General features: G+C 37.4%; 21 protein-coding genes and 1 pseudogene. 16 read left to right on the top strand and 6 right to left on the bottom strand.

The features are described 5' to 3' along the window. The first annotated feature begins 393 nt into the window (after window positions 1–393). The 3 genes from AC3B5B_RS03345 (at window position 394) to AC3B5B_RS03335 (ending at window position 1,074) form a co-directional block, all read left to right on the top strand. Window positions 394–576: a hypothetical protein gene (locus AC3B5B_RS03345; protein WP_489769302.1), complete on the top strand. Its 183-nt coding sequence runs from the start codon at window positions 394–396 to the stop codon at window positions 574–576. Window positions 577–616: 40 nt separating this feature from the next. Further along, the gene (locus AC3B5B_RS03340) at window positions 617–796 is read left to right on the top strand and encodes a ComC/BlpC family leader-containing pheromone/bacteriocin (protein WP_489769301.1); all 180 of its coding nucleotides are present in this window, start codon (window positions 617–619) and stop codon (window positions 794–796) included. 89 nt (window positions 797–885) lie between these two features. Beyond that, window positions 886–1,074: a hypothetical protein gene (locus AC3B5B_RS03335; RefSeq protein ID WP_489769300.1), complete on the top strand. Its 189-nt coding sequence runs from the start codon at window positions 886–888 to the stop codon at window positions 1,072–1,074. An 89-nt stretch (window positions 1,075–1,163) separates the two neighbouring features. On the opposite strand, the gene AC3B5B_RS03330 is transcribed toward AC3B5B_RS03335, so the two are convergent. The 3 genes from AC3B5B_RS03330 to AC3B5B_RS03320 form a co-directional block, all read right to left on the bottom strand. After that, on the bottom strand, window positions 1,164–1,502 hold the full coding sequence (locus AC3B5B_RS03330) for a hypothetical protein (protein ID WP_489769299.1): 339 nt from the start codon (window positions 1,500–1,502) through the stop codon (window positions 1,164–1,166). A gap of 333 nt (window positions 1,503–1,835) precedes the next feature. Continuing rightward, window positions 1,836–1,982, bottom strand: coding sequence for a hypothetical protein (locus AC3B5B_RS03325; RefSeq protein ID WP_489769298.1), 147 nt, complete (start codon window positions 1,980–1,982; stop codon window positions 1,836–1,838). A 169-nt stretch (window positions 1,983–2,151) separates the two neighbouring features. Continuing rightward, complete coding sequence (locus tag AC3B5B_RS03320) at window positions 2,152–2,781, bottom strand: helix-turn-helix domain-containing protein (protein ID WP_489769297.1); 630 nt, start codon at window positions 2,779–2,781, stop codon at window positions 2,152–2,154. Between the two features lie 194 nt (window positions 2,782–2,975). Here AC3B5B_RS03320 and AC3B5B_RS03315 point away from each other — a divergent pair, with 194 nt between their 5' ends. The 3 genes from AC3B5B_RS03315 (at window position 2,976) to AC3B5B_RS03305 (ending at window position 4,796) form a co-directional block, all read left to right on the top strand. After that, window positions 2,976–3,512, top strand: coding sequence for a hypothetical protein (locus AC3B5B_RS03315; protein ID WP_489769296.1), 537 nt, complete (start codon window positions 2,976–2,978; stop codon window positions 3,510–3,512). Between the two features lie 144 nt (window positions 3,513–3,656). Continuing rightward, entirely contained in the window at window positions 3,657–4,418 is a 762-nt protein-coding gene (locus AC3B5B_RS03310) for a CPBP family intramembrane glutamic endopeptidase (protein ID WP_489769295.1), read from the top strand. 21 nt (window positions 4,419–4,439) lie between these two features. Further along, window positions 4,440–4,796: a hypothetical protein gene (locus AC3B5B_RS03305; protein WP_489769294.1), complete on the top strand. Its 357-nt coding sequence runs from the start codon at window positions 4,440–4,442 to the stop codon at window positions 4,794–4,796. 92 nt (window positions 4,797–4,888) lie between these two features. On the opposite strand, the pseudogene AC3B5B_RS03300 reads toward AC3B5B_RS03305, so the two are convergent. Continuing rightward, window positions 4,889–5,005, bottom strand: a pseudogene (locus AC3B5B_RS03300) (type II toxin-antitoxin system mRNA interferase toxin, RelE/StbE family); the annotation flags it as partial. 237 nt (window positions 5,006–5,242) lie between these two features. Between AC3B5B_RS03300 and AC3B5B_RS03295 the strand changes: the two are divergent. After that, window positions 5,243–7,417 carry a peptide cleavage/export ABC transporter gene (locus AC3B5B_RS03295; RefSeq protein WP_489769293.1) on the top strand — a complete coding sequence of 725 codons (2,175 nt, stop codon included), beginning with the start codon at window positions 5,243–5,245 and terminating at the stop codon, window positions 7,415–7,417. After that, window positions 7,410–8,777, top strand: a complete 1,368-nt coding sequence (locus AC3B5B_RS03290) for a bacteriocin secretion accessory protein (protein ID WP_489769292.1) — start codon at window positions 7,410–7,412, stop codon at window positions 8,775–8,777. Before AC3B5B_RS03295 ends, AC3B5B_RS03290 begins: the two co-directional genes overlap by 8 nt. A 68-nt stretch (window positions 8,778–8,845) precedes the next feature. On the opposite strand, the gene AC3B5B_RS03285 is transcribed toward AC3B5B_RS03290, so the two are convergent. Continuing rightward, on the bottom strand, window positions 8,846–9,787 hold the full coding sequence (locus tag AC3B5B_RS03285; RefSeq protein WP_489756997.1) for a DUF1002 domain-containing protein: 942 nt from the start codon (window positions 9,785–9,787) through the stop codon (window positions 8,846–8,848). Between the two features lie 285 nt (window positions 9,788–10,072). Between AC3B5B_RS03285 and AC3B5B_RS03280 the strand changes: the two genes are divergently transcribed. The 8 genes from AC3B5B_RS03280 to AC3B5B_RS03245 all read left to right on the top strand — a co-directional run bounded on the left by AC3B5B_RS03280 (window position 10,073) and on the right by AC3B5B_RS03245 (window position 19,685). Further along, window positions 10,073–11,128: a D-alanine--D-alanine ligase family protein gene (locus AC3B5B_RS03280; RefSeq protein ID WP_489769291.1), complete on the top strand. Its 1,056-nt coding sequence runs from the start codon at window positions 10,073–10,075 to the stop codon at window positions 11,126–11,128. Window positions 11,129–11,508: 380 nt separating this feature from the next. Next, window positions 11,509–14,013 (top strand): hypothetical protein, encoded by a 2,505-nt coding sequence (locus AC3B5B_RS03275; protein ID WP_489769290.1) that lies wholly within the window; start codon window positions 11,509–11,511, stop codon window positions 14,011–14,013. Window positions 14,014–14,517: 504 nt separating this feature from the next. Beyond that, complete coding sequence (locus AC3B5B_RS03270) at window positions 14,518–17,223, top strand: BspA family leucine-rich repeat surface protein (protein ID WP_489769289.1); 2,706 nt, start codon at window positions 14,518–14,520, stop codon at window positions 17,221–17,223. Window positions 17,224–17,536: 313 nt separating this feature from the next. Continuing rightward, window positions 17,537–17,704 (top strand): hypothetical protein, encoded by a 168-nt coding sequence (locus AC3B5B_RS03265; RefSeq protein ID WP_489769288.1) that lies wholly within the window; start codon window positions 17,537–17,539, stop codon window positions 17,702–17,704. Window positions 17,705–17,919: 215 nt separating this feature from the next. After that, entirely contained in the window at window positions 17,920–18,075 is a 156-nt protein-coding gene (locus AC3B5B_RS03260) for a hypothetical protein (RefSeq protein WP_489769287.1), read from the top strand. 222 nt (window positions 18,076–18,297) lie between these two features. Then, the gene (locus AC3B5B_RS03255) at window positions 18,298–18,462 is read left to right on the top strand and encodes a hypothetical protein (protein WP_489769286.1); all 165 of its coding nucleotides are present in this window, start codon (window positions 18,298–18,300) and stop codon (window positions 18,460–18,462) included. A 675-nt stretch (window positions 18,463–19,137) separates the two neighbouring features. Continuing rightward, the gene (locus AC3B5B_RS03250) at window positions 19,138–19,296 is read left to right on the top strand and encodes a hypothetical protein (protein WP_489769285.1); all 159 of its coding nucleotides are present in this window, start codon (window positions 19,138–19,140) and stop codon (window positions 19,294–19,296) included. 224 nt (window positions 19,297–19,520) lie between these two features. Then, a complete protein-coding gene (locus tag AC3B5B_RS03245) occupies window positions 19,521–19,685 on the top strand; it encodes a hypothetical protein (RefSeq protein WP_489769284.1) in 165 nt (54 codons plus the stop codon). Window positions 19,686–19,850: 165 nt separating this feature from the next. Here AC3B5B_RS03245 and AC3B5B_RS03240 read toward each other — a convergent pair whose 3' ends face one another. Beyond that, window positions 19,851–23,714: a pectate lyase-like adhesive domain-containing protein gene (locus AC3B5B_RS03240; protein ID WP_489769283.1), complete on the bottom strand. Its 3,864-nt coding sequence runs from the start codon at window positions 23,712–23,714 to the stop codon at window positions 19,851–19,853. Window positions 23,715–23,880: the final 166 nt, after the last annotated feature.

Genomic DNA, 23,880 nt, shown 5'->3' with positions numbered 1-23,880 from the left:
ATATTTACATTATATGACAATGGTTATTAAGTTTCAGTATAAATATTCTGTTGTTTAAAATTATAGGTAGTTTTATGTCTTATTTTTAAAGATACCGGGAGTCTTTAATTATAAGTTGAATTTCTAATTAGAATATATTTGATTAGCAGGAAGTAAATAAGTTGTTAAAGATTAATAGGATATAAAAACTACGTTGATTAAAGATATACAGCATTGATAATACTGTTAGGACTAAGATAGTATATTTTTAATGGAAAACTTTGAATGTCTTAATTAAGCAGCTTGAGAGTATAACTATTTTAAAATAATATAAAGATGTCCGAAAATTAAATACTAGTTAATCAATTTACGGATATTTATATCATTAAATTTATAGTTAAGGGAGAAATTTATATGGTTGACTTTAATAAAAATAGTGCCTTTAATAATTTGTCTGAAGCTGATATGACTAATATTAATGGTGGCGGTGCATGGGGCGGAATATTGGGATTTGTCGGTAGTAATATAGCAAGTTCAGCTATAAGCCACGTTGGCAATATTTATTCTGGTTGGAAGCATGCTGGTCATAAAAGATAATTTATAATGTAATTTTAATTAATTATGGAGGAATAGTAAAATGACCCAAAACTTTAAAGTTAATAATTTTGATAAAATTGATACTGAAGCATTGAATAATATCAATGGAGGAAATTGGGAATCAAAATTTTGGTATGGAGTTGGTTATTGGTCACATGTTGCATGTAATAACAATGTTTACTACGCTCAACATTATGAACAAGGAATTAAATGGGGATAACAAAAAGCTGCTTTTGTAAGTGATTTTAATGAGCTGAAGAAATATCAATTTCTTTGGCTCGTTTTGTATTTGTAGAAATGGAGTTCATTATGATTAAAAAATTAATAAAAAGCCATTGTAATAAAAGATTAATAATAGTTATTTTATCTGTAATAAATTATTTTTGTCTGGAGCATATAAAGCAATTTTTGGATACTAATATTTTTGCTTTTATTATAGATGCTTTACTTTTACTGGCAACATTTTTGGGACTAATATATTTTATATTTGAAAAATAAAATACGCGTTGTGCTAATTATTTTTTCCAAATTATCTACAAATAAACATTGTTATAACGAATTACGCTAAATAACGGTCATGGTTGCGCTTAATATCGAATATTTGATTTCATAATCGTATATTTTGGTTTAATTTTCTGATTAACGATACCAGTTCTAATGTATTGAAATAAATCATCACATCTTTGGGTGAGACTATTAAATCTTGATCTTTCTGGTAAATCAAACAAATTTAACAAGCTTAATAAACGATAAAAACTACGTTGATTAGAGATACCAATTGTACTTGCAGACACCATTAAAGCTAATAATTGGACGTCTGATAATTTAGCCAAATGCACATTGCGGAGGTTTTGAATAGTAATAGGGACAAATTCTTGATAGAGTGGCGTTAAAATGTTAATCCAAGTTTGAATTAAAGATTGCAAGCTAAGAGATTCTTGGTTACACTTAAGTAGGTCTGACATGGCTATCACTTTCTTGTTAGAGGTAACTTAAAGTGTAGCCTAGTCAGGCTTTTTATTTCAACTATTTTTTAACTGGCACCACGCGTGATATTTATTTTCATTATTCCAAAAAGTCTCTGCCAGTGATGGAATTTGAGCAGCTATAAAAATTAAAACTTTTTTCAATATTTATTGACTCCTCGTTATTTTGTGTAGTTTGTTATTTTACTAAACTAAAAAGCGAAAAGATGCTTCCCTTTTATTAAATACTTGTATTATAGTATTGGTTAAATCAATACTATTCATCTTGTATTTTTATAAATGTTTATGAAGCCAAGAACTAACGCTATTACATCCCTTGTGTAGACCGTGGCCAATGCCGTAACCAAAGTTATAATCAGCTTTACCACCACCAGTAACACTTTGCAGTTTAATATTATCAATAATCTGAAAGTTATTCATTGGTTGTACTCCTTTCCATCAACTATTTTTATTGACGTAAGTCGTTGTAACTTACAACTTTTATTTTAATAAATATTTTTTAGAAAAGGTCGGCTTGTTTTTAACGTCTATTTTTCAATGATTAACGTTCACAAATGGCAGTCAGCAAATGTTTGTTTTTTAAACTTGTCTACGATTTTGAGTAATATTTTGTAGGATACAAATTAAAAATCATAATTAAGTAACAAGTATTGATAAGAGTCATTAGTAAAATACCAATGCACAGGCCCAAATCGAAGACGTGGTTAGTTGAAAAAGTATTAATAATATGTTGGTTAAATAACAAAATTAAAAGGTTGAAAATGAATGCCAATATACTAGAGATCATGAGACGGAACAGTAGGCGGTGTTGTTGGAATCTTTGCCAATCATCAAAAAGATAAAGATAAAATATCAAAATCACGACCATTGTTGTAAAAACAAAGCGTACCTGAGGAATCGTTCCAAAAAATTTAAAATAGTTTAGTCCTAATAATATTGGCAGTAGCCAATAAATGTATAGTTTTAAATGCTTGAAACGTGATAGTTTCTTTTCTTGCTGTTCATAATGATCTAATACTTGGGGATCGTTACGAATTAAATCATCTAAGCTCGTCTGAAAGATATCGCATAAATTGATAAGAATGTTAATGTCGGGAATACTATGGTTGTTCTCCCAGCCAGAAATAGTTTTGCGAGAAACCATAATTTTTTGTCCCAGTTGCGCTTGAGTTAATCCTTGTTGTTGACGGTAAAATTTGATTTTTTCGCCAATATTCATTGTTTGTACCCCTAAGTTTTGACTTAATAAACAATGTTTTAATTATATTACGAATTTTTCAGCTGAGCCAAATATTTCCAGGGAAATATTGCCCCAAATAAGTAGTGTCTGAGAAATGAAGCTTGTTAAATTGAAGAAAAAGTCTTTAAATGTAAGCGTATAATAAAATGCTATTTTACAGGGGGAGTTAAATTATGTTAACTTTTGGTCGTAAACCGTTATATCGTCCATTAATAATGAGTTTGTTAATAGGTGCAGTGTTTGGCTTGTTTGTTGGATCGGTTTGGAACGTGGGTTTAGGTGTCGCAGTATTTGTAGTAGTTTTTATTTTGATGATTTTAAATTATACGCGGAAAGTTGCCACGTTAGATGGTTATTTACAAGTTGATGAGCAGAGAATTTATTATTATCCTACAGCTAGTTTTGGTGAGCGGATTTCCTTAGTTTTATTGCCTTTTAAAAAACCACAAAGTGTTGCAATTGATGAGGTGTCATCTTATCAAATTCAAGGGCGCCATGATAAATTTACTGATGTTAATTTGCCACTGCCAGTTTCCACTGCTTACGGGGCTTTCTTGCCAGGAATGCTGGCTGCTAAGAATCCAATTAATTTAACGTTAACTTTAAAAAATTCGCAAACTATTACGATTGATTTATCAATTGACTATGTTTATGATCAACAAAATTTCCGGCAAAAGTTGACTGGTTTACAACCATATTTACCTGAATAAAAATTTGAACTTTTTCACTAATCTTAGTGAAGCGATTTAGTAAGTCGTTGGGTGCAATAATGTTGGATATTGTGTTAGTTGTTTTGCTTATTTCAGCGTCCAACAACCATATGTGATGAAAATTAAATTTAAAGTGTGACTTGAATGAAGTTAAGTAAACAAGTACAGTTGGCAATTGGTATTATAATTGTTTATTTTGGAGTAGATGCGTTATTGGCTCAATACGGTAACGATAACAATTTTCGCTTAGGTGTGATTAAGTTCATCTTGGCAGCTGTTTTAAGCTTAGCAATTGTTGGTATTAGACGTTTATCACAGGTTGAACCTGTTAAGGTATTGGTGACAGCTAAGTTCTCTCATAGATTGGTCTATTACTTTGTAGCTTTAATTTATATGATCTTGTACTTTTTGTTTAACGGAACAATTGTAGGGGTGGTTAATGCGCTACAAGAAAAGCCATTACAAATTTTTAATATCTTTTTGATAGCTGCTGCGGCAGGCATATTTGAAGAGTTATTAAACCGTGGCTTATTATTTGATCTGTTTTGGCAATGGAAACAAAATAGTCGCTATCGCTTATTGTGGGCGTCCGTTGGGAGTAGTGTCTGTTTTGCACTATTACACTTAATGAATTTTCTTGAGGGACAATCATTCATTTCTACCGTTCAACAAATGTTCATGGCTTTGATTATGGGATTGTTCTTAGCATATTTGCGTATTGTCTTTCATGGATTTACGTTACCTATTGTTGTACATTTTTTATTGGATTTTGCTCCAAGCATTACTGGCGTTCAGCCAGTCAATCCATGGTGGCCATTGGCGCTAGCTTTTGTTGTTTTCTTTGTGCCAATTTGTTATTTAATTTGGCGATTATCAAAATTAAAAACTCATAATATAAACAATTAATAAACTTGGAGGAAGTAATAAATGGCTCAAAAAGATGGTGCCTTTACTGGCGTTGGCATGGAGATGAAGCAAACAATCCATTCTAAGAAAAATTCTGATTTCGTTAATTTAATGTTATGGACTTTAGCAATTTGTTTAGGCAATGTAATTTTGCAGAGAAATGTAGCCCATTTGTCGATAACCAATTATCATATTTTGTTCGTAGTCCTAATTGGTGTCTACATTATTGGTGCCGTAATTTGGACAGCTTTATTTTGGAAAACTAAAGTTGCCCACACTTCAATTAAAGCTGAGAATAAAACAAAATTTTATTGGACAAACATTGGCAAAACGGTCGTATACATTATTTTTAGTATTAGTTTATTTTTGATTTTGTAATTTTACTGCAATTGATAAATCCTACTTAGCTTGTTAGCTAGGCAGGATTTTGAATGTATTTAATTATCTGAAAAGCTCTACGTGTGAACCAGCATCAATAACCAATCTGGCTTAATATGTAAATCACGCTCCGGTTTACGATTCACCCAAGTTCAATGGCAAATTATATACTTTTTCAAAATCTTCTTTTTTATAACGACTTTTAAGATGTTTTTATAGTAGCTTTTAAAGCGTCTTTCAAAATTATATTATGGATTTAAAATATTTTACTGTTTAAGTTATTTGTCATTAATATTTCCTAGGTAATAATGTCTGTCACAGATAGCTTGTACTTTGAGAAAAATGGTTTTACATTAAGTATATTAGTAGATTTTTCATTTTAATGAATGTCTAGAATCTGCTAAATTATTATTTAGCTTAATTTAAAGACAAGTTGGAGTGTGTTGATGAATCCCAAAAAACTTTATATTCCTCAAGTTGATGAAGAAGATTGTGGTGTGGCAGCTCTAGCCATGATTTTGAAAAATTATGGTTCGGAATTTTCCTTAGCGCGTTTGCGCACTTTTACTAAGACAACGAATGAAGGCACCACAGCCCTTGGCTTAAAAAAGGCCGCGGAACATTTTGACTTGGAAGTTCAAGCCGTGCAAGCTGATGCTTCGTTATTTCAAATGAAGGATGTTCCATATCCGTTTATTGCGCACGTCGTGAAAGATGAAGCCTTGGAACATTATTATGTCGTGCTCAAGGCAGAACAGAAAGGCGTGTTGATTGCTGATCCCGATCCAGATGTTGGCGTCACTAAAATGACTTACGAGCAGTTTAACCAAGAGTGGACGGGGGTGAGTTTGTTTTTTGCGCCCAAACCAACGTATCAGCCGGTGAAAGACCAACAAAAGAATTCATTGGCACAATTCTTGCCCGTAATTTTCAAGCAAAAAAAATTATTAGTCAACATTATTTTAGCCGCACTATTAGTGACGTTAATCAGTATTTTGGGATCATATTTTCTCCAAAGTTTAATTGATACATATATTCCCAATAATATGATTCACACCCTATCAATTATTGCGCTGGGTTTAGTAGTGGCTTACATCTTTCAGGCAATTTTTTCGTATGCGCAAAATTTTTTACTGGCAATTTTAGGTCAGCGGCTATCAATTGAGATTATTTTAGGCTATGTGCGCCATATTTTTGAATTGCCGATGTCGTTTTTTACCACGCGCAAAACAGGCGATATTATTTCGCGGTTTAATGACGCCAACAAAATTATTGATGCGCTAGCGAGCTCCATTATTTCGATTGGCTTAGATTTAACCATCGTGGTTATTATGGGGACAGTTTTAACGCTGCAAAACGGGACGTTATTTTTAATTACATTAATTGCGTTGCCGATTTATATTGTAATTATTTGGGCGTTTAATAAACCGTTTGAAACCTTGAATCGCAAGCAAATGGAAAGCAGTGCAGTGTTAGATTCTTCCATTATTGAAGACTTGCACGGAATTGAAACGATCAAGTCATTATCGAGCGAAGAACAGAGTTATCAAAAAGTTGATCATGAATTTGTGGATTTACTCAAAAAAAATTTAAAATATACCAAAGCTGATCAATTACAACAAGCCCTCAAGCTCTTTGTGCAATTAGGACTCGGCGTCGTAGTTTTATGGGTGGGATCCAATTTGGTGGTCAAAAATGTGCTGACAGTCGGCCAATTAATGACCTTTAACGCCTTACTGACTTATTTTACTAATCCGCTGCAAAATATTGTGAACCTGCAACCTAAACTTCAAAGTGCCAAGGTAGCTAATAATCGACTCAACGAAATATATTTGGTGGAATCGGAGTTTAATCAAGAACGTCCGCTGAAAGAACAGGAGCTGTTGCATGGTGATTTAGAATTGCGAAATGTGAGTTACCGCTATGGTTACGGTCAAGACGTTTTGCACCAAATCAATTTAACGATTCAAGCGGGTTCCAAGTTAACAATCGTGGGGATGAGTGGCTCGGGCAAGTCCACCATGGTCAAACTATTAGTTGATTTTTTTGAACCGACCAAAGGACAAGTGTTGATTAATGATCATAACATCCAAGAAATTGATAAAACCGCTTTGCGGCACCAGATTGTCTATGTACCGCAAGACCCGTATGTTTTTTCGGGGACGATTTTGGATAATCTCAAATTAGGCAATCGCCCGGGGGTTACGTTTGAAGACATTCGCCAAGCTTGTGCGGTGGCGCAAATTCAATCCGACATTGAACACATGTCCTTACAATATGAAACCAAACTTGATGAAAATGGCGATATTTTATCTGGCGGGCAAAAGCAACGCTTAACAATTGCACGGGCACTATTATCACCGGCGCAAGTTTTGATTTTTGACGAATCAACCAGTGGGCTAGATGCTATTACGGAAGCTAAGTTGGTGGCGGCACTCTTAAAATTGCCACAAACGGTGATTTTTATCGCCCACCGCTTAGCAATTGCGGAAAAAACCAATAACATTGTCGTTTTAAAACAGGGCCAATTAATTGAACAAGGAACGCACCAAGAATTAGTCGCCCAACAAGGCGAATACTTCCGCTTATTAAACGCAACGGGAGGTGGTTTAAATGGATGAGTCTCAATTAGAGAGTAGTGAATTTTATCATGCGCGCTTTAATAACTTTTCGACATTATTAATTGTGCCGGTGGCCATTTTGATTGTGTTAGTAATTTTATTTTCTTTGATTGGCCAACGTGAAATTACGATTAAGGCGCCTAGTCAAGTCGCCTCGGGCAAAGCAGTTTCCATTTTACAATCGACGAGTAATAATCAAATTACGCATGATTATTTAAAAGAAGGACAACACGTTCATAAGGGGCAGCTATTGGTCACTTATCAGTCCCAATCTTTAAAGCATCAGTTGACTTTATTACGGCAACAACAACAGTTATTTCAACAACAGTTAACGGCACTCACCACTTTGAATAATAGCCTGCAGCAAAATCAAGATTTGTTTGCCCAGACGGATCAATTTGGTTATGAGGATTTGTATCACAGTTATCAAAATCAACGCCAAGTATATCTCTTGGAAAATGAATTGTTACAACAAAAGTCCCAAACGAATACTGCCAAAAAGAATAAGCTGATCGCGAATTTAAATACTAGTTTACAAACAGCGCAAACCAAATTAGCTGCTTATCAAAATATTGCCCAAGCGATTAAGCAAGGCTCTGATCCGGGCAATTCCACTTATCGTTATTTATATACAGCTTATCTCACAGCCAAACAAACCCAAGATCCGAGCACTGCGCAAGCAGATGCTTTAACCAATATTCAGCAACAAATTGACCAGTTGCAAGACAGCATTCAAGCGACGACTCAGCAAAAATTAGAGTTAAGCGATTTTGATAGTAGTCAATACGATGTGGCAACTAATCAGCAAAAATTGGCTAGTTTACAAGCGGAACAATTGAGGTCCTGTTCTCAACAACAAATAGATCTGAAACAAAAGCAAAGTCAGAATAATTTAAAACTCAAAGAAGTTCAAGATTCCACGCATGATTTGAAAGTTAAAGCGCCGATTACGGGGATCGTCCACGTGTTAAATCCCAATCAGCGTAATAAATTGGTGGGCACGGGCAATCCGCTGGCTCAAATTTATCCGCCGTTGACGGTTCAAAAACCACTCAAATTGCAGGCTTATGTTGCGCCCAATGATATTTCAACCGTACGGCGCCAGCAAATTTTACGAGTTAAAATCAGTCGCAATGTGCCGACCCCCATTGTCTTGAGCGGACGCATTAAAACCATTAGTGTTGCACCGGTGACTGTGGGTAAGAGTAATTATTATGTCGTTGAAGCATTGGCAAAAGTCCCAGCGGCACAAATTGCTAATTTGCATTATGGCATGGCGGGACAAGGTTCCATTATCACCGGTCGGGAATCATTTTTCACTTATTATAAAAACCGCTTATTTAATCATGAAGATAATTAAGTTAATAAAAAAGGCTAGGATCAAAGTCGCTGTCTTGCTGACTGATACCTAGCCTTTTGACATATCAATTAAAACAAATTTTGAAAGAAGTTGACGATTTTAGTCCACAATTGCTGTAAGAAGCCTTGATTTTGGGGAGTATTGACTTTGTTAAATAAATCTTGGGCATGACTCTTGATATCTGAACTTAATTTATTGGCCTGCTGGCGAAAATTGCCATTTTTTAAAGCACCGGAATCCCGAATTTGAACCAATAAGTTAATGATTTTTTGTTTCTGATTATCAGTAATAATGTTTTGCAGATTATTATTTTGAATCGTGTTGTTGACGATATTGGTGATTTGATTAACTGTCACGTTATTCCCAATCTTGGCCATTTGACTCTTAGCTTGCGCAATCGCGTTGTTGAGTTGGGTATCACTATAGCCTTGTTGACCCTTATTTTGTTGGCTAATTTGGCTTAACGTTCCCATTTCATTTTGCGCTGCGGCGACTTGATTCTCATTGAGTTGTTGGCCATTTTGGGCAAAGGCGGCGTAAACACCAGCTAAGGCACCCGAACCATCAATCGGAGTGGCCGAAGTGACGTAGATATTAGCGTCGCTAATCCCGGCAGTTAAAGCCGCATTACGGTATTGATTAGCAGTGATCGTGGTGATGTTATTGTGACCGTCATATTTTAAAATTTGGACGTTAATGCCCGAACCACGGCTGGTCTTTTCAATTAGAGCCGAAGACCAAACGCCTGATTGCTCCGTGAAGTTATCGCCTGCCGGATTGAGGTATTGCACTAACGTGGCACCGGTGACGGTGATTTGTTGAAAGTTTTTATTTTGGATTTGATTCGATAAAACGTCAATCGTCCCTTGCTTTTGGGCGTTGGACAATGAAGTTCCTAAGGTCATCACCGGGGTGTCCCAATTATTGTCCGCTTGGGTGGTGGTCGTCGTTAGCCACCAGCCACCAATTAACACAGTCAATAAGGTTAATAAACGTGTTCGTAATTTCATGGTGTTTTCCTCCTCATGGGGATCTAGGATTATTATAACAACTTAACAAATTACTGACTACTTTCGCGCAAAGAGTACTTATGTAATGACAAACTTATTCGGTCAATGATTAGCAGAAAATTGTTAGAATTTATGCTGCTTGGAGTTACTATTGCTAAACATTTCAGTGGTAGATAGCTACCAGGAGGAACGATTTTCTATTGGTTCTTTAATTAAATGTGTTATACTCAAGGTTCTAAGTACGACCGATAAATGAACTTCAATTTAATTAAAGGAGTTAAACAAATGAAAATAGTTGTTTTGGCCGGTGGCCGCAGCACCGAACGCAATGTTTCACTATCGTCTGGTGTCAAAATTACCAATGCTTTACGCTCTAAAGGCTACTCTGTAGCCTTGGTGGATTCTTTCTTGGGCCAAGAACTAGCGGCCAATCAGAAGGTTGAAGATCTTTTCACGACGCAATTAGCGGATGAGACCAAGTTAGTGATTGATGATGAAGTGCTCACAGATGAAAAGATTAATGCTTTGCGCACGGATGGTACGCGTGGCTTACTTGGCAAAAACGTACTCAAGATTTGCCAAGCTGCTGACTTGGTTTATCTTGGTTTGCACGGTGAAGATGGCGAAAATGGCAAAGTCCAAGCCGTGTTAGATGTCTTTGATATTCGTTACACGGGTAGCGGTCCCTTAGCTTCCGGTCTGGCAATGAATAAGAAGTTTTCTAAGGAAGTTTTTGTGCAAAATCAAATTCCTACGGCACCTTATATAACGACCAAAACCACGCAAATTGCTCCAGCGGACATTCCGTTTGGTTTTCCAGTTGTGGTAAAACCGGCTAATGGTGGTTCGAGTGTAGGTACGCACATTGTGCGCGAATATGCGGATTTGGCGGCGAGCTTAGAGGATGCCTTTTTATTTGACGAGGAAGCTTTGATTGAGAAGTACATCCAAGGGCGCGAATTTTCGGTGGCCATTATTGATGGCGAAGTTTTGCCACCCGTGGAGATTGTGGTGACGACTGGTTGGTATGATTTTCAGCATAAGTTCCAAGATAATAACCAAACGCAATTCATTACACCACCCGAGTTGGATCATGAAACAGCGCAAGTTTTAGAAAAGTTGACGCGCCAAACTTTTGCGGCCTTAGATATGCAAAATTACGGGCGCATTGATTTCTTGGTAAGTGAAGAAGGGGCTTACGTCATGGAAGCTAACTCACTACCGGGCATGACGCCGCGCTCTTTGATTCCGCGTGAAGCGGCTGCCGTGGGGATTAGTTATCCTGATTTATGTGAGAAGATTATTCAAAGTAAATGGCGTTGGTACGAGCAACAAGCTTAAAATTTAAGAGATAAACAAGACGACTGATGGTTCAAAAAAGCCACAGTCGTTTTTTTGTGCTTTAGAAAAGCCAATGAATTAATTCAAATGTTACATAATAATGGTTTTACTTTAATATTTTGCATTAAAAAGAATAATTAGTAATTAAATCTAAATATTTTTATATTTATTAAATATAAAAAAATATTAGATATAATGAATATATTACTCAAAAAAATTCGTGATTCATGGTATACTCTAACAAATGATACTGACAAAAAACTGATGTAATCCCCATTTTTAGGCGTTTTATTATCGATAAAAGTATAACTGCTGCTGTAATTTTGATAATTATATTTTGAATAAATATTTTCTAAAATATATTATGGATAGTGAGGCTAATGCGTAACGATAAAATTTTATCAATAGTAATTTTATTATTTAGTTTGGCTTTGATTTTGCAACTACACGTTAATAATGTTAATGCTGATCCCAATGATGTGACTGCCTCGCTGGTCAAACAAGTGGGTTCAGTCACATTGCCTGATAGTCAGGCTTTACAAGCGCCGACCATCACTGTCAGTAATTTGGCAGTTAATCCGCCACAAGCTACAGATATTGATGATGGCTTGACTTGGTTGCCGGCTCAAAACCGGATTGAGCTCGGTCAAACGTCAGCTATTACGAATAATCAAGGTAAAAGTGTCAATATGGGTTTTACCTTTGGTGGTTGGGGTGATCTTACGATTTCGGGTCAATTAACTGCTAGCCGCAAGGCCAATATCTTCTTACATGATGGTCAAAAAGATAACGGAACTCCCAACAATATTCAAGCTTTCTATGGTGGTGTCAGTATTGGTCCCAGTACCAGTGTTGATTATGCCTTATTAGATAGTACGACGACCTCCATTGGGCAAACAGGAGGAGTTTTACAAACGATGTCTAATTTGACGTATTTTGTTTCTAAAGATGCCAGTGGAAGAGTCCAGGCAGTTAAGATTATGGGATACTTACGTTCTGGGGCTTTGGAAGTGGAAGAAGTGTTGCGGACTTCTCGTTACTCAGATGGTGGCGTAGCTCAGGAATTGTATGTTAAGAATGTTTCAACGACATTGCAAAATTATGTGGTAGCTGAAGGGGAAGATACGAAGTTAGAAAATGAAGATCAGATTGGCTCTTATGTTAGTGACCGGGTACCGGTTTATGCCTTGGGGGATAACCGGGGCATGTATATCCAGTCGCCAAATCATCGTTTAAATATTAATACCGATGTTACCGATGGTCCTACGCATTGGCTCGCGGGTTTTTATGGCGATTATATCAAGTGCAATACGAGTGGAGTCAGTACTTTTGCTTATGGCACTGCCGTGTTTAAGGGCAGTAGTTTAGCCAATGCTACCGGTCAAGAGGTTGGTAGTTATCCTGCTGGCTCTGAGTTATTACCAAAAAGCGGCGGTTCCTATCCCGATTCAGCGTATGCTCTGCTGTGGCCGGTAACTAATTTGGCGGTTGGTCAAACCAAGCATTATGCCGTTGATCTGGGAATTAATGCTAGTGCGTATTCTAAACCATGGTTGACAGAAACTTGGCGCAACGTTTCCCGGAGTGATGGCAAAAATTATCCCCAAGATCAAATTGAGTTTGATGTGACTTTAGGTAATGATGGTTTTGCGAGTGCTTATCAAACCACCAACTTAAGTAATTTGCTCCCCACTGATTTCCAAGTTACAAGTGCTAAAATTACTTACGCCAATGGTCAGGACAAAACGGTTGCTTATAATATTGCTAATCGAGGACTGCAATTGAGCCCTGCTGATGCAATTGTACTCAAGGATAACCAAAAGGCAAAGATTACTTTTCTGGGGACAATTAATACGAGTGCTAATGGAACAACTTTAAGTACGACGCCTAAGGCGACAGCCATAGAACAGAATTTAAGTAGTCATCCAACCAGTGATTTTTATGGTTCCACTTTGAGTATTCCAGTTGAAAAATTAACTTTTTCTGCCAATTTAACGCAAACCGCGGTGGATCGTACGCGCAGTTTACCAACCAATTATTATGTTCCCGGAGATACGATTGATTTTTATTTAGACTATCAGATTGCTGCGGATAGTACGGCCACGGCATCACAGCTAGTCTTTACAACACAAGCCAGTGCTGGTTTGAAGTTTGCTAATTATGTTTTTGCGAGCGACGGCATTAATAATACTGGTTTAGTAACTACTCATATGACAGATCAGACAAATGCCAATTGGCCGCAAACAATTGTAGTTAAAAAACGCAGCGGAGAAGCTTTCAAAGCGGGCGATCACTTGCGTTTAACGATTACTGGTGTAGCCGTAGGGGATTTATCTGGAGCACATAATAGTAGTTATCAAACTTTACAACATAATGTCAATGCTTCAGCACCTCTCAATTCTGGGCAAGGAAATACTGTTAGCGCGCCAATATTAATATTGCAGCGTGCTAATTTTGCTTATTTTACTGAGGTACCGACGACGATTGATTTTGGTAAAGTCGTGAATGCAGGACAATCCGTGACTAATCGTGCTACCAAGGGAGCGTTAAAAGTTAATAGCTATTTTCAAAATACGACCGCTCAAGGTTATGAGATCCGAGTGGCTTATGATAATACTGGTAGTCAAAGATTAACAAATGGCTCGGTTGGTTTAACACCGCAAGGAACGTCGTTATTAGCATATCAAGAACAGCCGGTTTTAAGCAGCGGTATTAAGGTGGCCAAGATTACGCCTAGTTCTGGTAATAGTATTGGCATTAATGAACGTGGGATTGATTTGACTGATTTAGTGGGAGCTAACCAGTGGCAATTACATGCGCAGCGTAATGCTTTAGCGGGAGATTATAAAGGAAAGCTAACGTGGTCGATGGTTAATTCGCTGTAAAATTGAACCGAAAATAAAGGGCTAATTGTTTAATTCTTGGATTAAGCAATTAGTCTTTTTTGTGCTGTGAGTGCTGTTGTGTTAACTCTGGATGACAATATTAATTTACAGCCGTCGGCATTGATCATCAACAAATATTTAAAAAAGCAATCTAATTAAAAAATGTCAAAAAACATTTCAAAATTAACTATTAGAAAAAATTGGAAAATATTTGTTATTTGTTATAGATGAGTGCTATAATCTCTTCGAAGTTTAATAATATAAATCTTATTTTTTGAATCAAATTATGTATTATTCAGTTTTTACGAGTGAATAAATATATAATTTGATTAATTATTTTAGAGTAAAAGATAAAAACAACATTTAAAAGAATTAAATATTATCTGACTGTTATTAATGATGAGACTTAAAAGTATTTGATGGCAACTTTGGATTAAACACTGTTTAAGTAAAAATAATCAATCCTGAACGGGGCCGATTAACGTGAGAAGGGTGGTGCAGGAAATGTTTAAATCTGGCAAGTTAGTGCTCATAACTGCGTTGCTGTTATTCATGATGAGCTGGGCATGCTCGCAGCACACGGTCGTATTAGCGACTTCTCAGCGGGGACAAGCAGCTACATCTCGCAATATTCAACAGCAAAGTAATACTAAGAGTTCAACAACTATAACCACGCAGCCAGTGCTGCATTTATTATCTGTACCGCAGAATTTAACTCGGTCCCCTGCACCGGCTCCAACGTTGAACAATGTCATTAATGTTCAAGCTGATCCAACAACTGCGGTTACTTCGGGTACGTTGGGCAGTTGTTATTGGTATTTATCTGATAACAATACGATTTTAAATATTAATGCTGGAACTATAGGAACCGTGAACAATACAATGCCTGGTGAAGATCCTAATGGCACTTACCGGAATCGTTGCGGTCCTTGGATTTCTTATCGCGATCAGATTACCACTGTCAAGATTGCCCCCGGCGTGAAAACAAATAGTGATTGTTCTTATTTATTTGCTAATTTAACTAATTTACAGCAGATTGTTGGCTTAACAAACTTGGATACAAGTCAAGCTACTATGATGGGAAATTTATTTCGAAGTTGTACTTCATTAAAGAAAGTTGATTTAAGTAATTTTAAGACTGTGAATGTTAATAATATAGAAGGAATGCGCAGCTTGTTTTTCGATTGTGCAAGTTTGACGGATATTGATCTGAGCAGTTTTAATACCAGTAATAATCATGACATCGGTTATATGTTTGATAACTGTTCCAGCTTAACGCATATTAATTTTGGTAATAACTTTGACACGAGTCAAGTAATTAATCTGAGCTACATGTTTTATAATTGTACTAAGCTACCGGAGATTGATTTTGGTCAGAAGTTTGCTACAAGCAAAGTTACTAATATGGAAGCAATGTTTTACGGCTGTTCCAGCTTAAGTAATTTAGATTTAAGTTCTTTTCAAACTAGTAAAGTGACTGATATGGGATGGCTGCTTTATGGGTGTTCCAACTTGTCAAAAATCACCTTCGGTGCGGGATTTGATACGAGTAATGTAACGTTAATGAAGTCAATGTTTAATCAGTGCAGTCATTTGACCAGTTTGGATGTTAGTCAAATTAAAACTTCATCAGCTACTAATATGTCGTATATGTTTTATGGCTGTTATAACTTACCAACTTTGGATTTAAGCACCTTTGACACTAACAAAGTCGCTGATATGTCTTACATGTTTTACGGGTGTTCTAATTTGCAAACTTTGAATTTAAGTTCCTTTAACACTGCTCATTTGACCGGCATGACTCAAATGTTCACTTTGGATTTGAAACTGTGGAAACTACAATTAGGTACGGATACCAAGTTTACGAATTCGCCGGATTTAGCAATGCCCCAAGCAGGACAAATCTCAACTTACAATGGTTACCAATATGAAAATGTAGGTGGTTGGCAAAGCGTTGCTGGCGGCAGTGATATTGCCCCGGCAGGTACCATTTATTCGAACAGTGATAGTTTAAATAGTCATTTAGCAACCAATCATATTCTGCCCGAAACATTAGTCTGGCAAAGAAAGTGGGCCAACACTGCGCCAACATTAACACCGACTCAAACCAGTTACACCTATGCGCAAGATTGGAATAGTAACCAATTACCGCCATTTGAGTTTGATGTTCGAGTTCAAGATCCTGATAGTACGACCGTGGCACTGTATTACTCTATTGATAAGCAGTTGGTTAATTTAACAGATATCAAAAAGTGTCAGCAACTAACAGCTTTCTCGGGCACTAGTTCGGCTCCGATTAATACCACTTACCCAGCTCAAATTAAAGTTGATTCTGATCTCAAGACATTAGCTATACCGAAACAAGGTGGACATCAAATCTACCTATATGGGGTTGATAGTGGTGGCCAATTTACGACGATTAATCCCCGAGTTACCACGGCGCAGTTGACAATTAGAGAAAATAGTAAAATTACGGTGGATACGGTTGACCAAAATGGTAATCCGTTACCTAACGCTGAGGAAACCGGCAACCGACCCGCGGCTTCTTATTATGGTTCGGTAGGCGAGACTTTGAATCTTGCCCAAGATACGACTAATTATCCGGACGATATTTATACCAAATATCATCGTTATCATTTAAAAACACGCCCTGCTTCAGTGACCTATCAATCAGTCGCGAATGCTGATGGTTCCAAACCAAGTGCTAATCCTGTTGAAGTCAAGATAGTATATACCGAGGTCGGTAGCCTAATGCTGCAAGGTGTTCCTAATAATTTAGATTTTGGCACTAAGATTATTTCACAAAGTAGACAATTAAACCATTTGCCTGAGAGTTCATCCAACCAAAACTTGCAAGTGGTGGACACTACCCAAAAGCCTAATTGGCAATTATTAGTTAGGTTATCAGAACCATTGACGAATCATAATGACGATTTGTTGAGTAATGTTTTGAAATATCAGCAAAGAAGTAATGGCGCTTTAGAAACAGTAGGTACCAATGATACTTTGGTAGATAGTAAAACAGCGACTGTTGATACTATTCAGACGCCGAAGATTGACACGACAGATATTTCAAAAGCTTGGTGGTCTGCTAATGGGCAACAAGTAGCTGGATTGATGTTAGATTTGCGCACGGCTTTGCTTAACCTTCAAAGTGGTCAATATCAGGGACAATTGACGTGGTCAATCACTAATTCGTTGATGAATTAAAAATGATTGTTGGTAATTGCATTTCAAATAAACCAAAAGTCATTGGAGCTTTTGATATGAACAACAAAAAATCGTCCTACTCTAACTTTGGCAAGTTATAGGGCGATTAAAAATGTCTTAATAACGTAGTCACCGCCTTTAAAGCGGATCGTTCAGGGATTGGTGTACTAGCACCAGTCCCTTTTTCAATACATTTTTGGCAAAAATCATTTTTCAAAATTGAAAAGTCATGCAGTTTAAGTAATATGCTACAATAGTTAGTGCGATAAGTTTTATGGGCGGTGACTGTTTGTTCTCGAGGGGGTGCTTGCGTATGAGAATACGGAAGAATCAACAGAAAGGATATCCAGTCTTACTTGAATACCTATCAGGTATTGACGTTGATGATTGCCTTTGGCACATTAGTTGCCACAATCATGAACCACAAAAAGTAATAAAAAACCGTCCCATGTTAACTTTGACAGGTTATAGGACGATTTAAAATAGTTTTATAACAATTGTCACCGCCTTTAAAGCGGATCGCTAAGGGATTAGTGTATCAGCACTAGTCCCTTTTTCATTACCAATATAACATATTCTTTAGCAAAAATCATTTTTTAAAATTGAAAAGTCATGCAGTTTGAGTAATATGCTAAAATAGTTAATGCGATAAGTTTTATGGGCGGCGACTGTTTGTTCTCAAGGAGGTGCTTGCGTATGAGAATACGGAAGAATCAACGGAAAGGATATCCAGTCTTACTTGAATGCCTATCAGGTATTAATGTTAATGATTGCTTTTGGCACACTAGTTGCCACAATCATGAACCACAAAAAGTAATAAAAAACCGTCCCATGTTAACTTTGACGAGTTAGGGACGATTGTAGTCTTTTAACAATTTGTCACCGCCTTTAAAGCGGATCGCTGAGGGATTGGTGTACCAGCACCAGTCCTTTTTCATTACCAATATAACATATTATTCGGGAAAAATCATTTTCTAAAATTAATAAGTGGTTCACGCTAATCGATATGCTAAAATAATTAATGCGATAAGTTTTATGGGCGGTGACTGTTTGTTCTTGAGGAGGTGCTTGCGTATGAGAATACGGAAGAATCAACGGAAAGGATACACAGTCTTACTTGAATACCTATCAGGTATTAATGTTGATGGTTGCTTTTGGCACACTAGTTGCCGCAATCATGAACAAAAAGTAATAAAAAATCGTCCTACTCTAACTTTGGCAAGTTATAGGACGGTTTAAAGTCGTTCGTTATCTAGTCACCGCCTTTAAAGCGGGTCGTTAAGAGATTGGTGTGACAGCACTGATTCCTTTTTCAGTATCAATGATAACACATGCTATAATGTTTTTATACCCTTAGGGATTTAGCAATAGAAAAATCTGAAATTGTAATCCAGATTCAAATTTTTAGCGGATTTGGAGCTGGATTTTTTGGCTATAATGAAAAGAGATTAAGCAATATGTTAAAATGGTTTCAGATAAAGTAAATGCTAAGGCGGTGGCTATTCCAGAAATGGGGTGGTGCTTATGGTGTAATAACTGTAAACACAATTCTAAGGAAGGGAGTAGCCGATTGAAACTACTAGCCATTGCGTATTTAGTTAACAGTTTTGTTAACGGAGTACGTACGGTTGTAGAAATTGTCAAGTTGAAAAACAAGACAAAAAAATAATCGCCTTAGCCGTGCAAGGCTAGCGATTATTAAATTTACCAAAATTTAGTAGCTGCTGTCTTAGCAACCTTATCTAAGGGATTGGTGTACCAGCACTAATCCCTTTTTCATTACCAATATAACATATTCTTTAGCAAAAATCATTTTTTAATTGATAAATAATTTAATCTCAGTAATATGCTACAATAGTTAGTGCGATAAGTTTTATGGACGATGACTGTTTGTTCTCAAGGAGGTGCTTGCGTATGAGAATACGGAAGAATCAACAGAAAGGATGCACAGTCTTACTTGAATACCTATCAGGTATTAATGTTGATGATTGCTTTTGGCACACTAGTTGCCACAATCATGAACAACAAAAAGTAACAAAAAATCGTCCTACTAATAACTTTGGCGAGTTATAGGACGATCAAATAAATTCTATAATTTAGTCACCGCCTTTAAAGCGGATCGCTGAGGGATTAGTGTTTGGAGCACTGATCCCTTTTTCAATATTATAATAACATATTATTCGGGAAAAATCATTTTCTAAAATTAAGAAGTGGTTCACGCTAATCGATATGCTACAATAGTTAATGCGATAAGTTTTATGGGCGGTGACTGTTTGTTCTCAAGGAGGTGCTTGCGTATGAGAATACGGAAGAATCAACAGAAAGGATATCCAGTCTTACTTGAATACCTATCAGGTATTGGTGTTGATGATTGCTTTTGGCACATTAGTTGCCACAATCATGAACAAAAAGTAATAAAAAACCGTCCTACAGTAACTTTGGCAAGTTATAGGGCGATTTAAAATTGTCTAAATAACTAGTCACCGCCTTTAAAGCGGATCGTTCAGGGATTGGTGTACTAGCACCAGTCCCTTTTTCGTTATTAATTGTAACACATTACATATTATTTTGGGTAATAGCAGACAATAATATTAGCTTGGCAGTTGGTCTAGTTAAAATTCAACTATTTATTTTAAGCTGTTTTGCACTGTCCAAGTCAACGTACCGCCCTGAGATCCAGGTTTTAATGCAGTGTCATTGGCTGGTATCTTTAAAGCAAGTCCTTGCTTAGTAGCAGCGGAAGGATTAAGTTGAATGTCCTTTTTTTGATTGGCAGTGAGTGTGCCAGTGAAAATTGTTGCAGGATCAGCTAAAGCGGCGGCACTCTTTGTGGTTTGATAATAAATTAAGGGTGTCAAAATTTTATTACCGCTGAAACTGGCTAAGAGAGAAACGTTAGTGGCATTTTTAGTGTGATTTGTTAATTTGGCAGTAGCACTAGGCGTGTTAGAAAAAATCGTTTGGTTTTGGTGCTTTAAAATCATACTAAAACCTAGTTGCTGAGGAACATCTAATTCAATATCTGGTTCAGTAATTAAATAATTGAGGATTTTACTCTGGCCTAAGAAATGAGTGCTTTTGTCTGCGGCAACCGCCAGTAATTGATCACTGTGACCAGTTAAACGACTATTGTTCTTACCGACAACTTGCAGTGGTTGTTCCACTGTAAAAGTGGTGTTAGCCGGAATTTGACCGTCACTAAAGCCAAAATCCTTGCCCGTTAAGGTATAGGTATCTTTGGAATTCGTCGCTACTTGGATGGATTTTTGGTCATCAGGAGTCTTCGCAGTAAATGTCAGTTGCGGACTAGTTGTTGCTACCGTAGAATTAGAAGTTAAACTACCTAGCTTAAATTGAACCGTGTCTAAAGCATGTTGCCCCACCGGTTTAAAAGTGGTTTGCAAATGATTAGCGCCCCGACTGATAGTATTTTGTCCCTTGTTAATCTTTTTCACAGTTTTGGTAACTGAGTACTTAGGAAACGGCAAGACTTTGTATTGATAAGTGGCCTGGTCTTCTTTTTTGAGTGGATAATCGTTCGTAGGACTGGCATCATCTTGACCGCGGAACTGTAGTTGGTGAGTCGAGGTATCGCTATCGGCTTGGTTAGTGATGTTATCAATTTGCCAAGAAGAATCTTTGATGGGTTCCTTGTGCGAAGTGATTGCAATGTGCTTTTGTAAATCAACGTTGCGACCGTCATTTACCTGACCCGTAATACTAATGTTATTAGCAGTTGTATCACCATCAAAATAAGTCAGGGGAACTTTAACCGTATCACCAATTAAATATTGATCCACTTTATCGGGGATTCCTAAAGAAAGGTTGGTAACCCCGATGGTTTGCTTAGGCGTTTCTTGAAAATTCGATACCGCACTTAACTGCAAAGTATCACTGGAATTAAATTCTAAATGAGCTGTGGGGTGCAGCGTATTGTAATTAGCTAACACTTTTTGTAAATCAATATCGTAATTTTGCACGGTCGAGTCTTTTGCATCAGGGGTCCACTTAATGGCAGTGTCGGCAACGTATTGCGGCATAGCATCAACACTATCAACTAAGGAACCGAGGTTATCCGGATCAGCCACCCCATCTTGCACGCCTTGATCGTCGGCCAGCAACATTCCGGGGGTAACCGGCAAAATTGTATTAGCATTTTTGATTCCATAGGCTTGCTGGGAGTTGGTCACTGTCCCTAAGTCATATTGTTGACCTAAGCGATTGAGTACCAGGTGCATTAAAGGTGGAGTGGGGTTAAAACTTTCTTGGGTATCATCGCTGTAGGGTTGGACGCTGCCTTTGATATGCATGTCTTCACTGGCATCTTGGTGAGGGATGATTTGCGCGGTGTGATTGGTGATGGTCGGACTCCCGAGCTTGCCAAAGACGATTTTGTGAAACTCTTTGCCGTGCATAATGCTTAACCCTTGATTTAGTTGCATTAAATCCGCTTGTTTAGCATAAATTTGTTTGTTACCAGATTGGAATAAGGTGGCGGGAATAGCCCAATAAGCAAACGGGACATCGATTCTTTGGACTGGAACTTTATCGAGGGTCAGTTCGGGGTAATTAGCAGTTCCTAAAGACTGCGATGGTCCAGTGATTGGTGAAGGATTACCTTGGGCGCTAAAAGTCGTGTTTTGGACGATAACGTCACCGCCCGCACTGCTGTCATTACCACCTTCAACGTTGACGATATGAGCATTGTCGTTATCGTTGTTACCTAAATCTAGCATGATTTCCTTAGGGTTATAAATATTCAAATTTAAGCCCGCATCCGTATCTAATAAATTCATACTATTGCTTGTTTGTTTGGTGCCGGTTTCGTGTAATTTAAAAACGCCATCTTTTTTGATGGTAATGTTCATTTTGGAACCAATTCGCATTAAATTACCAAATCGGGGATTTAGGGTAGTACCACTACCGCCAAAGTCGTGTAAGTTATTAGACTGCACATCAAAAGTCCCGTGATCTAATGTGATATTTCCGCCGTTGAGATCGACTAAGGGGAGACTGTGATTGAGCGTACTTTTGGCATTGGGGCTATCAGGCGTAATATATTTGCCGTAGTCGGCACCGTGATTAGAAGCGTAACTAGCGGGATCGCCGACGGCTTGCGCGGAGGTATCCTTGATATTGCCTTGGTCATCTAATAAATTGTTGGCATCTGTTTGGTAATCCATGGTACTTTGGTCATTACTTTGCAGGCGAATAATGGGAGAGCCACTGGCTTCTTTGTGGAAGTGAATACTGCTGGTTCCAGAAACATAAATAGCGCCGGCTAAGTTAGTCGTACTGCGCAGTGCATTGGTGCCGTCAGAGTACTGGCCTTTGGCGGGAGCATCGTTAGAAATAATATTTAATTGCGAATTACCGTAAAGGTCAATATCAGAAGTGGCATTAGAGTCTGATGGGTGCATCACTAAGGCGTAATTATGATTTTCCACATAGCCAAAACCGCTATTTTCACCTGATTGGCCGTGGGGGTAGAGGTAAACTTGGGCACCATCTTTTAAGACCACGCTGTTTTTGGGCCCTGTTAACTCAATCCCGTTGCCATTATAGGTATAGCCGGAGAAATGGCTGTTTTTATCAAAAGTAATCCGCGAAGCTTCGAAGATTTGTTGGTTACCGTCGGAGTCAGTTGTGTAGACTTTATCGTGGTACTTATATTTTTGAACGGAGGACAAACTAACCCGATTCTTAATGATAATTGCAGTCGTGCCGACGCCATTCAGTGAGTTATGGGTTTGTGAACCCACGTAATTGACATTATCATAAGTGATTTGGGTGTAACCGCCAGCGGCTTGAATCGCCGCGTTATCGGTTAAATCAACATTTTGTGAATTACCGGAATTACCTGCAATGGGTCCCCAGTATGAAGAGCTAAACAAATTAACATCTTTTAAAGTCCAGTCTTCTTTATATAAGTTGCTGGTCACTAAGCCCGCGTTATTACCCTTTAGCGCAATGCTATTGTAACCAAAATTGAGCGTATAGCCTGCACCGTCAATGGTTAGTTTGAAATGGCGCGTGAAGTCGTAACTATAGCCACCACCGCTAAAGCCATACACACCGGCATTAGATAAATCCAGATTATTTTTTAAAATAATGTGGTCAATATGTGAAACGCCACCTGGAGCTTGATCATCATAGACGGCTTCTAAAAAAGCTTTGGGTGTCGAAACATATACGGTATAAGTATTGCCGACATCGGGGTTTGTGCCGTCGTAGATAATTTCATCCATATCAGAATACTGGGGCATATCCGGATAAGCGCTGCCCGAGCGGGCGGGATTATCCAGTAAAGGGGATGCTTGTAATGGACTAGTAGTTTGGGTGTTAGGAGTCTGTTGGTTAACAGCACTGATTAGTTGTGCATCGGCGCCTGTTTGTGGTTTTAGTAGATCAGCTTTAACTTTAGTTGAGAAATTGCTACTAATAAAGACTATGAATAATAAATAGAATATAAAATTGATTTTTTTGGTCATTTATCTTATCTCACCTATTTTTATTACATTATGATTAGGAAAAATATTTTTTGATTAAAAATATTGCATTAATTAATCTGGAAAGCTAAGGTATTATAAACCTATATCTACTGCTAGGCAAGTAATCTAGTAAATAAAATTAAGTAAAATAATAAAATGAGTATTT

This window comes from Bombilactobacillus sp. ESL1187, from assembly GCF_058107155.1.
This window is presented reverse-complemented; position numbering and strand designations above follow the sequence as displayed.

Bases quoted from the DNA above. Each gene is read 5' to 3' on its own strand.
- AC3B5B_RS03240 (WP_489769283.1), bottom strand. From the start codon at position 23,714: ATGACCAAAAAAATCAATTTTATATTCTATTTATTATTCATAGTCTTT.
- AC3B5B_RS03315 (WP_489769296.1), top strand. From the start codon at position 2,976: ATGTTAACTTTTGGTCGTAAACCGTTATATCGTCCATTAATAATGAGT.
- AC3B5B_RS03310 (WP_489769295.1), top strand. From the start codon at position 3,657: ATGAAGTTAAGTAAACAAGTACAGTTGGCAATTGGTATTATAATTGTT.
- AC3B5B_RS03285 (WP_489756997.1), bottom strand. From the start codon at position 9,787: ATGAAATTACGAACACGTTTATTAACCTTATTGACTGTGTTAATTGGT.
- AC3B5B_RS03305 (WP_489769294.1), top strand. From the start codon at position 4,440: ATGGCTCAAAAAGATGGTGCCTTTACTGGCGTTGGCATGGAGATGAAG.
- AC3B5B_RS03270 (WP_489769289.1), top strand. From the start codon at position 14,518: ATGTTTAAATCTGGCAAGTTAGTGCTCATAACTGCGTTGCTGTTATTC.
- AC3B5B_RS03255 (WP_489769286.1), top strand. From the start codon at position 18,298: ATGAGAATACGGAAGAATCAACGGAAAGGATACACAGTCTTACTTGAA.
- AC3B5B_RS03345 (WP_489769302.1), top strand. From the start codon at position 394: ATGGTTGACTTTAATAAAAATAGTGCCTTTAATAATTTGTCTGAAGCT.
- AC3B5B_RS03290 (WP_489769292.1), top strand. From the start codon at position 7,410: ATGGATGAGTCTCAATTAGAGAGTAGTGAATTTTATCATGCGCGCTTT.
- AC3B5B_RS03250 (WP_489769285.1), top strand. From the start codon at position 19,138: ATGAGAATACGGAAGAATCAACAGAAAGGATGCACAGTCTTACTTGAA.
- AC3B5B_RS03335 (WP_489769300.1), top strand. From the start codon at position 886: ATGATTAAAAAATTAATAAAAAGCCATTGTAATAAAAGATTAATAATA.
- AC3B5B_RS03280 (WP_489769291.1), top strand. From the start codon at position 10,073: ATGAAAATAGTTGTTTTGGCCGGTGGCCGCAGCACCGAACGCAATGTT.
- AC3B5B_RS03260 (WP_489769287.1), top strand. From the start codon at position 17,920: ATGAGAATACGGAAGAATCAACGGAAAGGATATCCAGTCTTACTTGAA.
- AC3B5B_RS03245 (WP_489769284.1), top strand. From the start codon at position 19,521: ATGAGAATACGGAAGAATCAACAGAAAGGATATCCAGTCTTACTTGAA.
- AC3B5B_RS03265 (WP_489769288.1), top strand. From the start codon at position 17,537: ATGAGAATACGGAAGAATCAACAGAAAGGATATCCAGTCTTACTTGAA.
- AC3B5B_RS03340 (WP_489769301.1), top strand. From the start codon at position 617: ATGACCCAAAACTTTAAAGTTAATAATTTTGATAAAATTGATACTGAA.
- AC3B5B_RS03325 (WP_489769298.1), bottom strand. From the start codon at position 1,982: ATGAATAACTTTCAGATTATTGATAATATTAAACTGCAAAGTGTTACT.
- AC3B5B_RS03295 (WP_489769293.1), top strand. From the start codon at position 5,243: ATGAATCCCAAAAAACTTTATATTCCTCAAGTTGATGAAGAAGATTGT.
- AC3B5B_RS03320 (WP_489769297.1), bottom strand. From the start codon at position 2,781: ATGAATATTGGCGAAAAAATCAAATTTTACCGTCAACAACAAGGATTA.
- AC3B5B_RS03275 (WP_489769290.1), top strand. From the start codon at position 11,509: ATGCGTAACGATAAAATTTTATCAATAGTAATTTTATTATTTAGTTTG.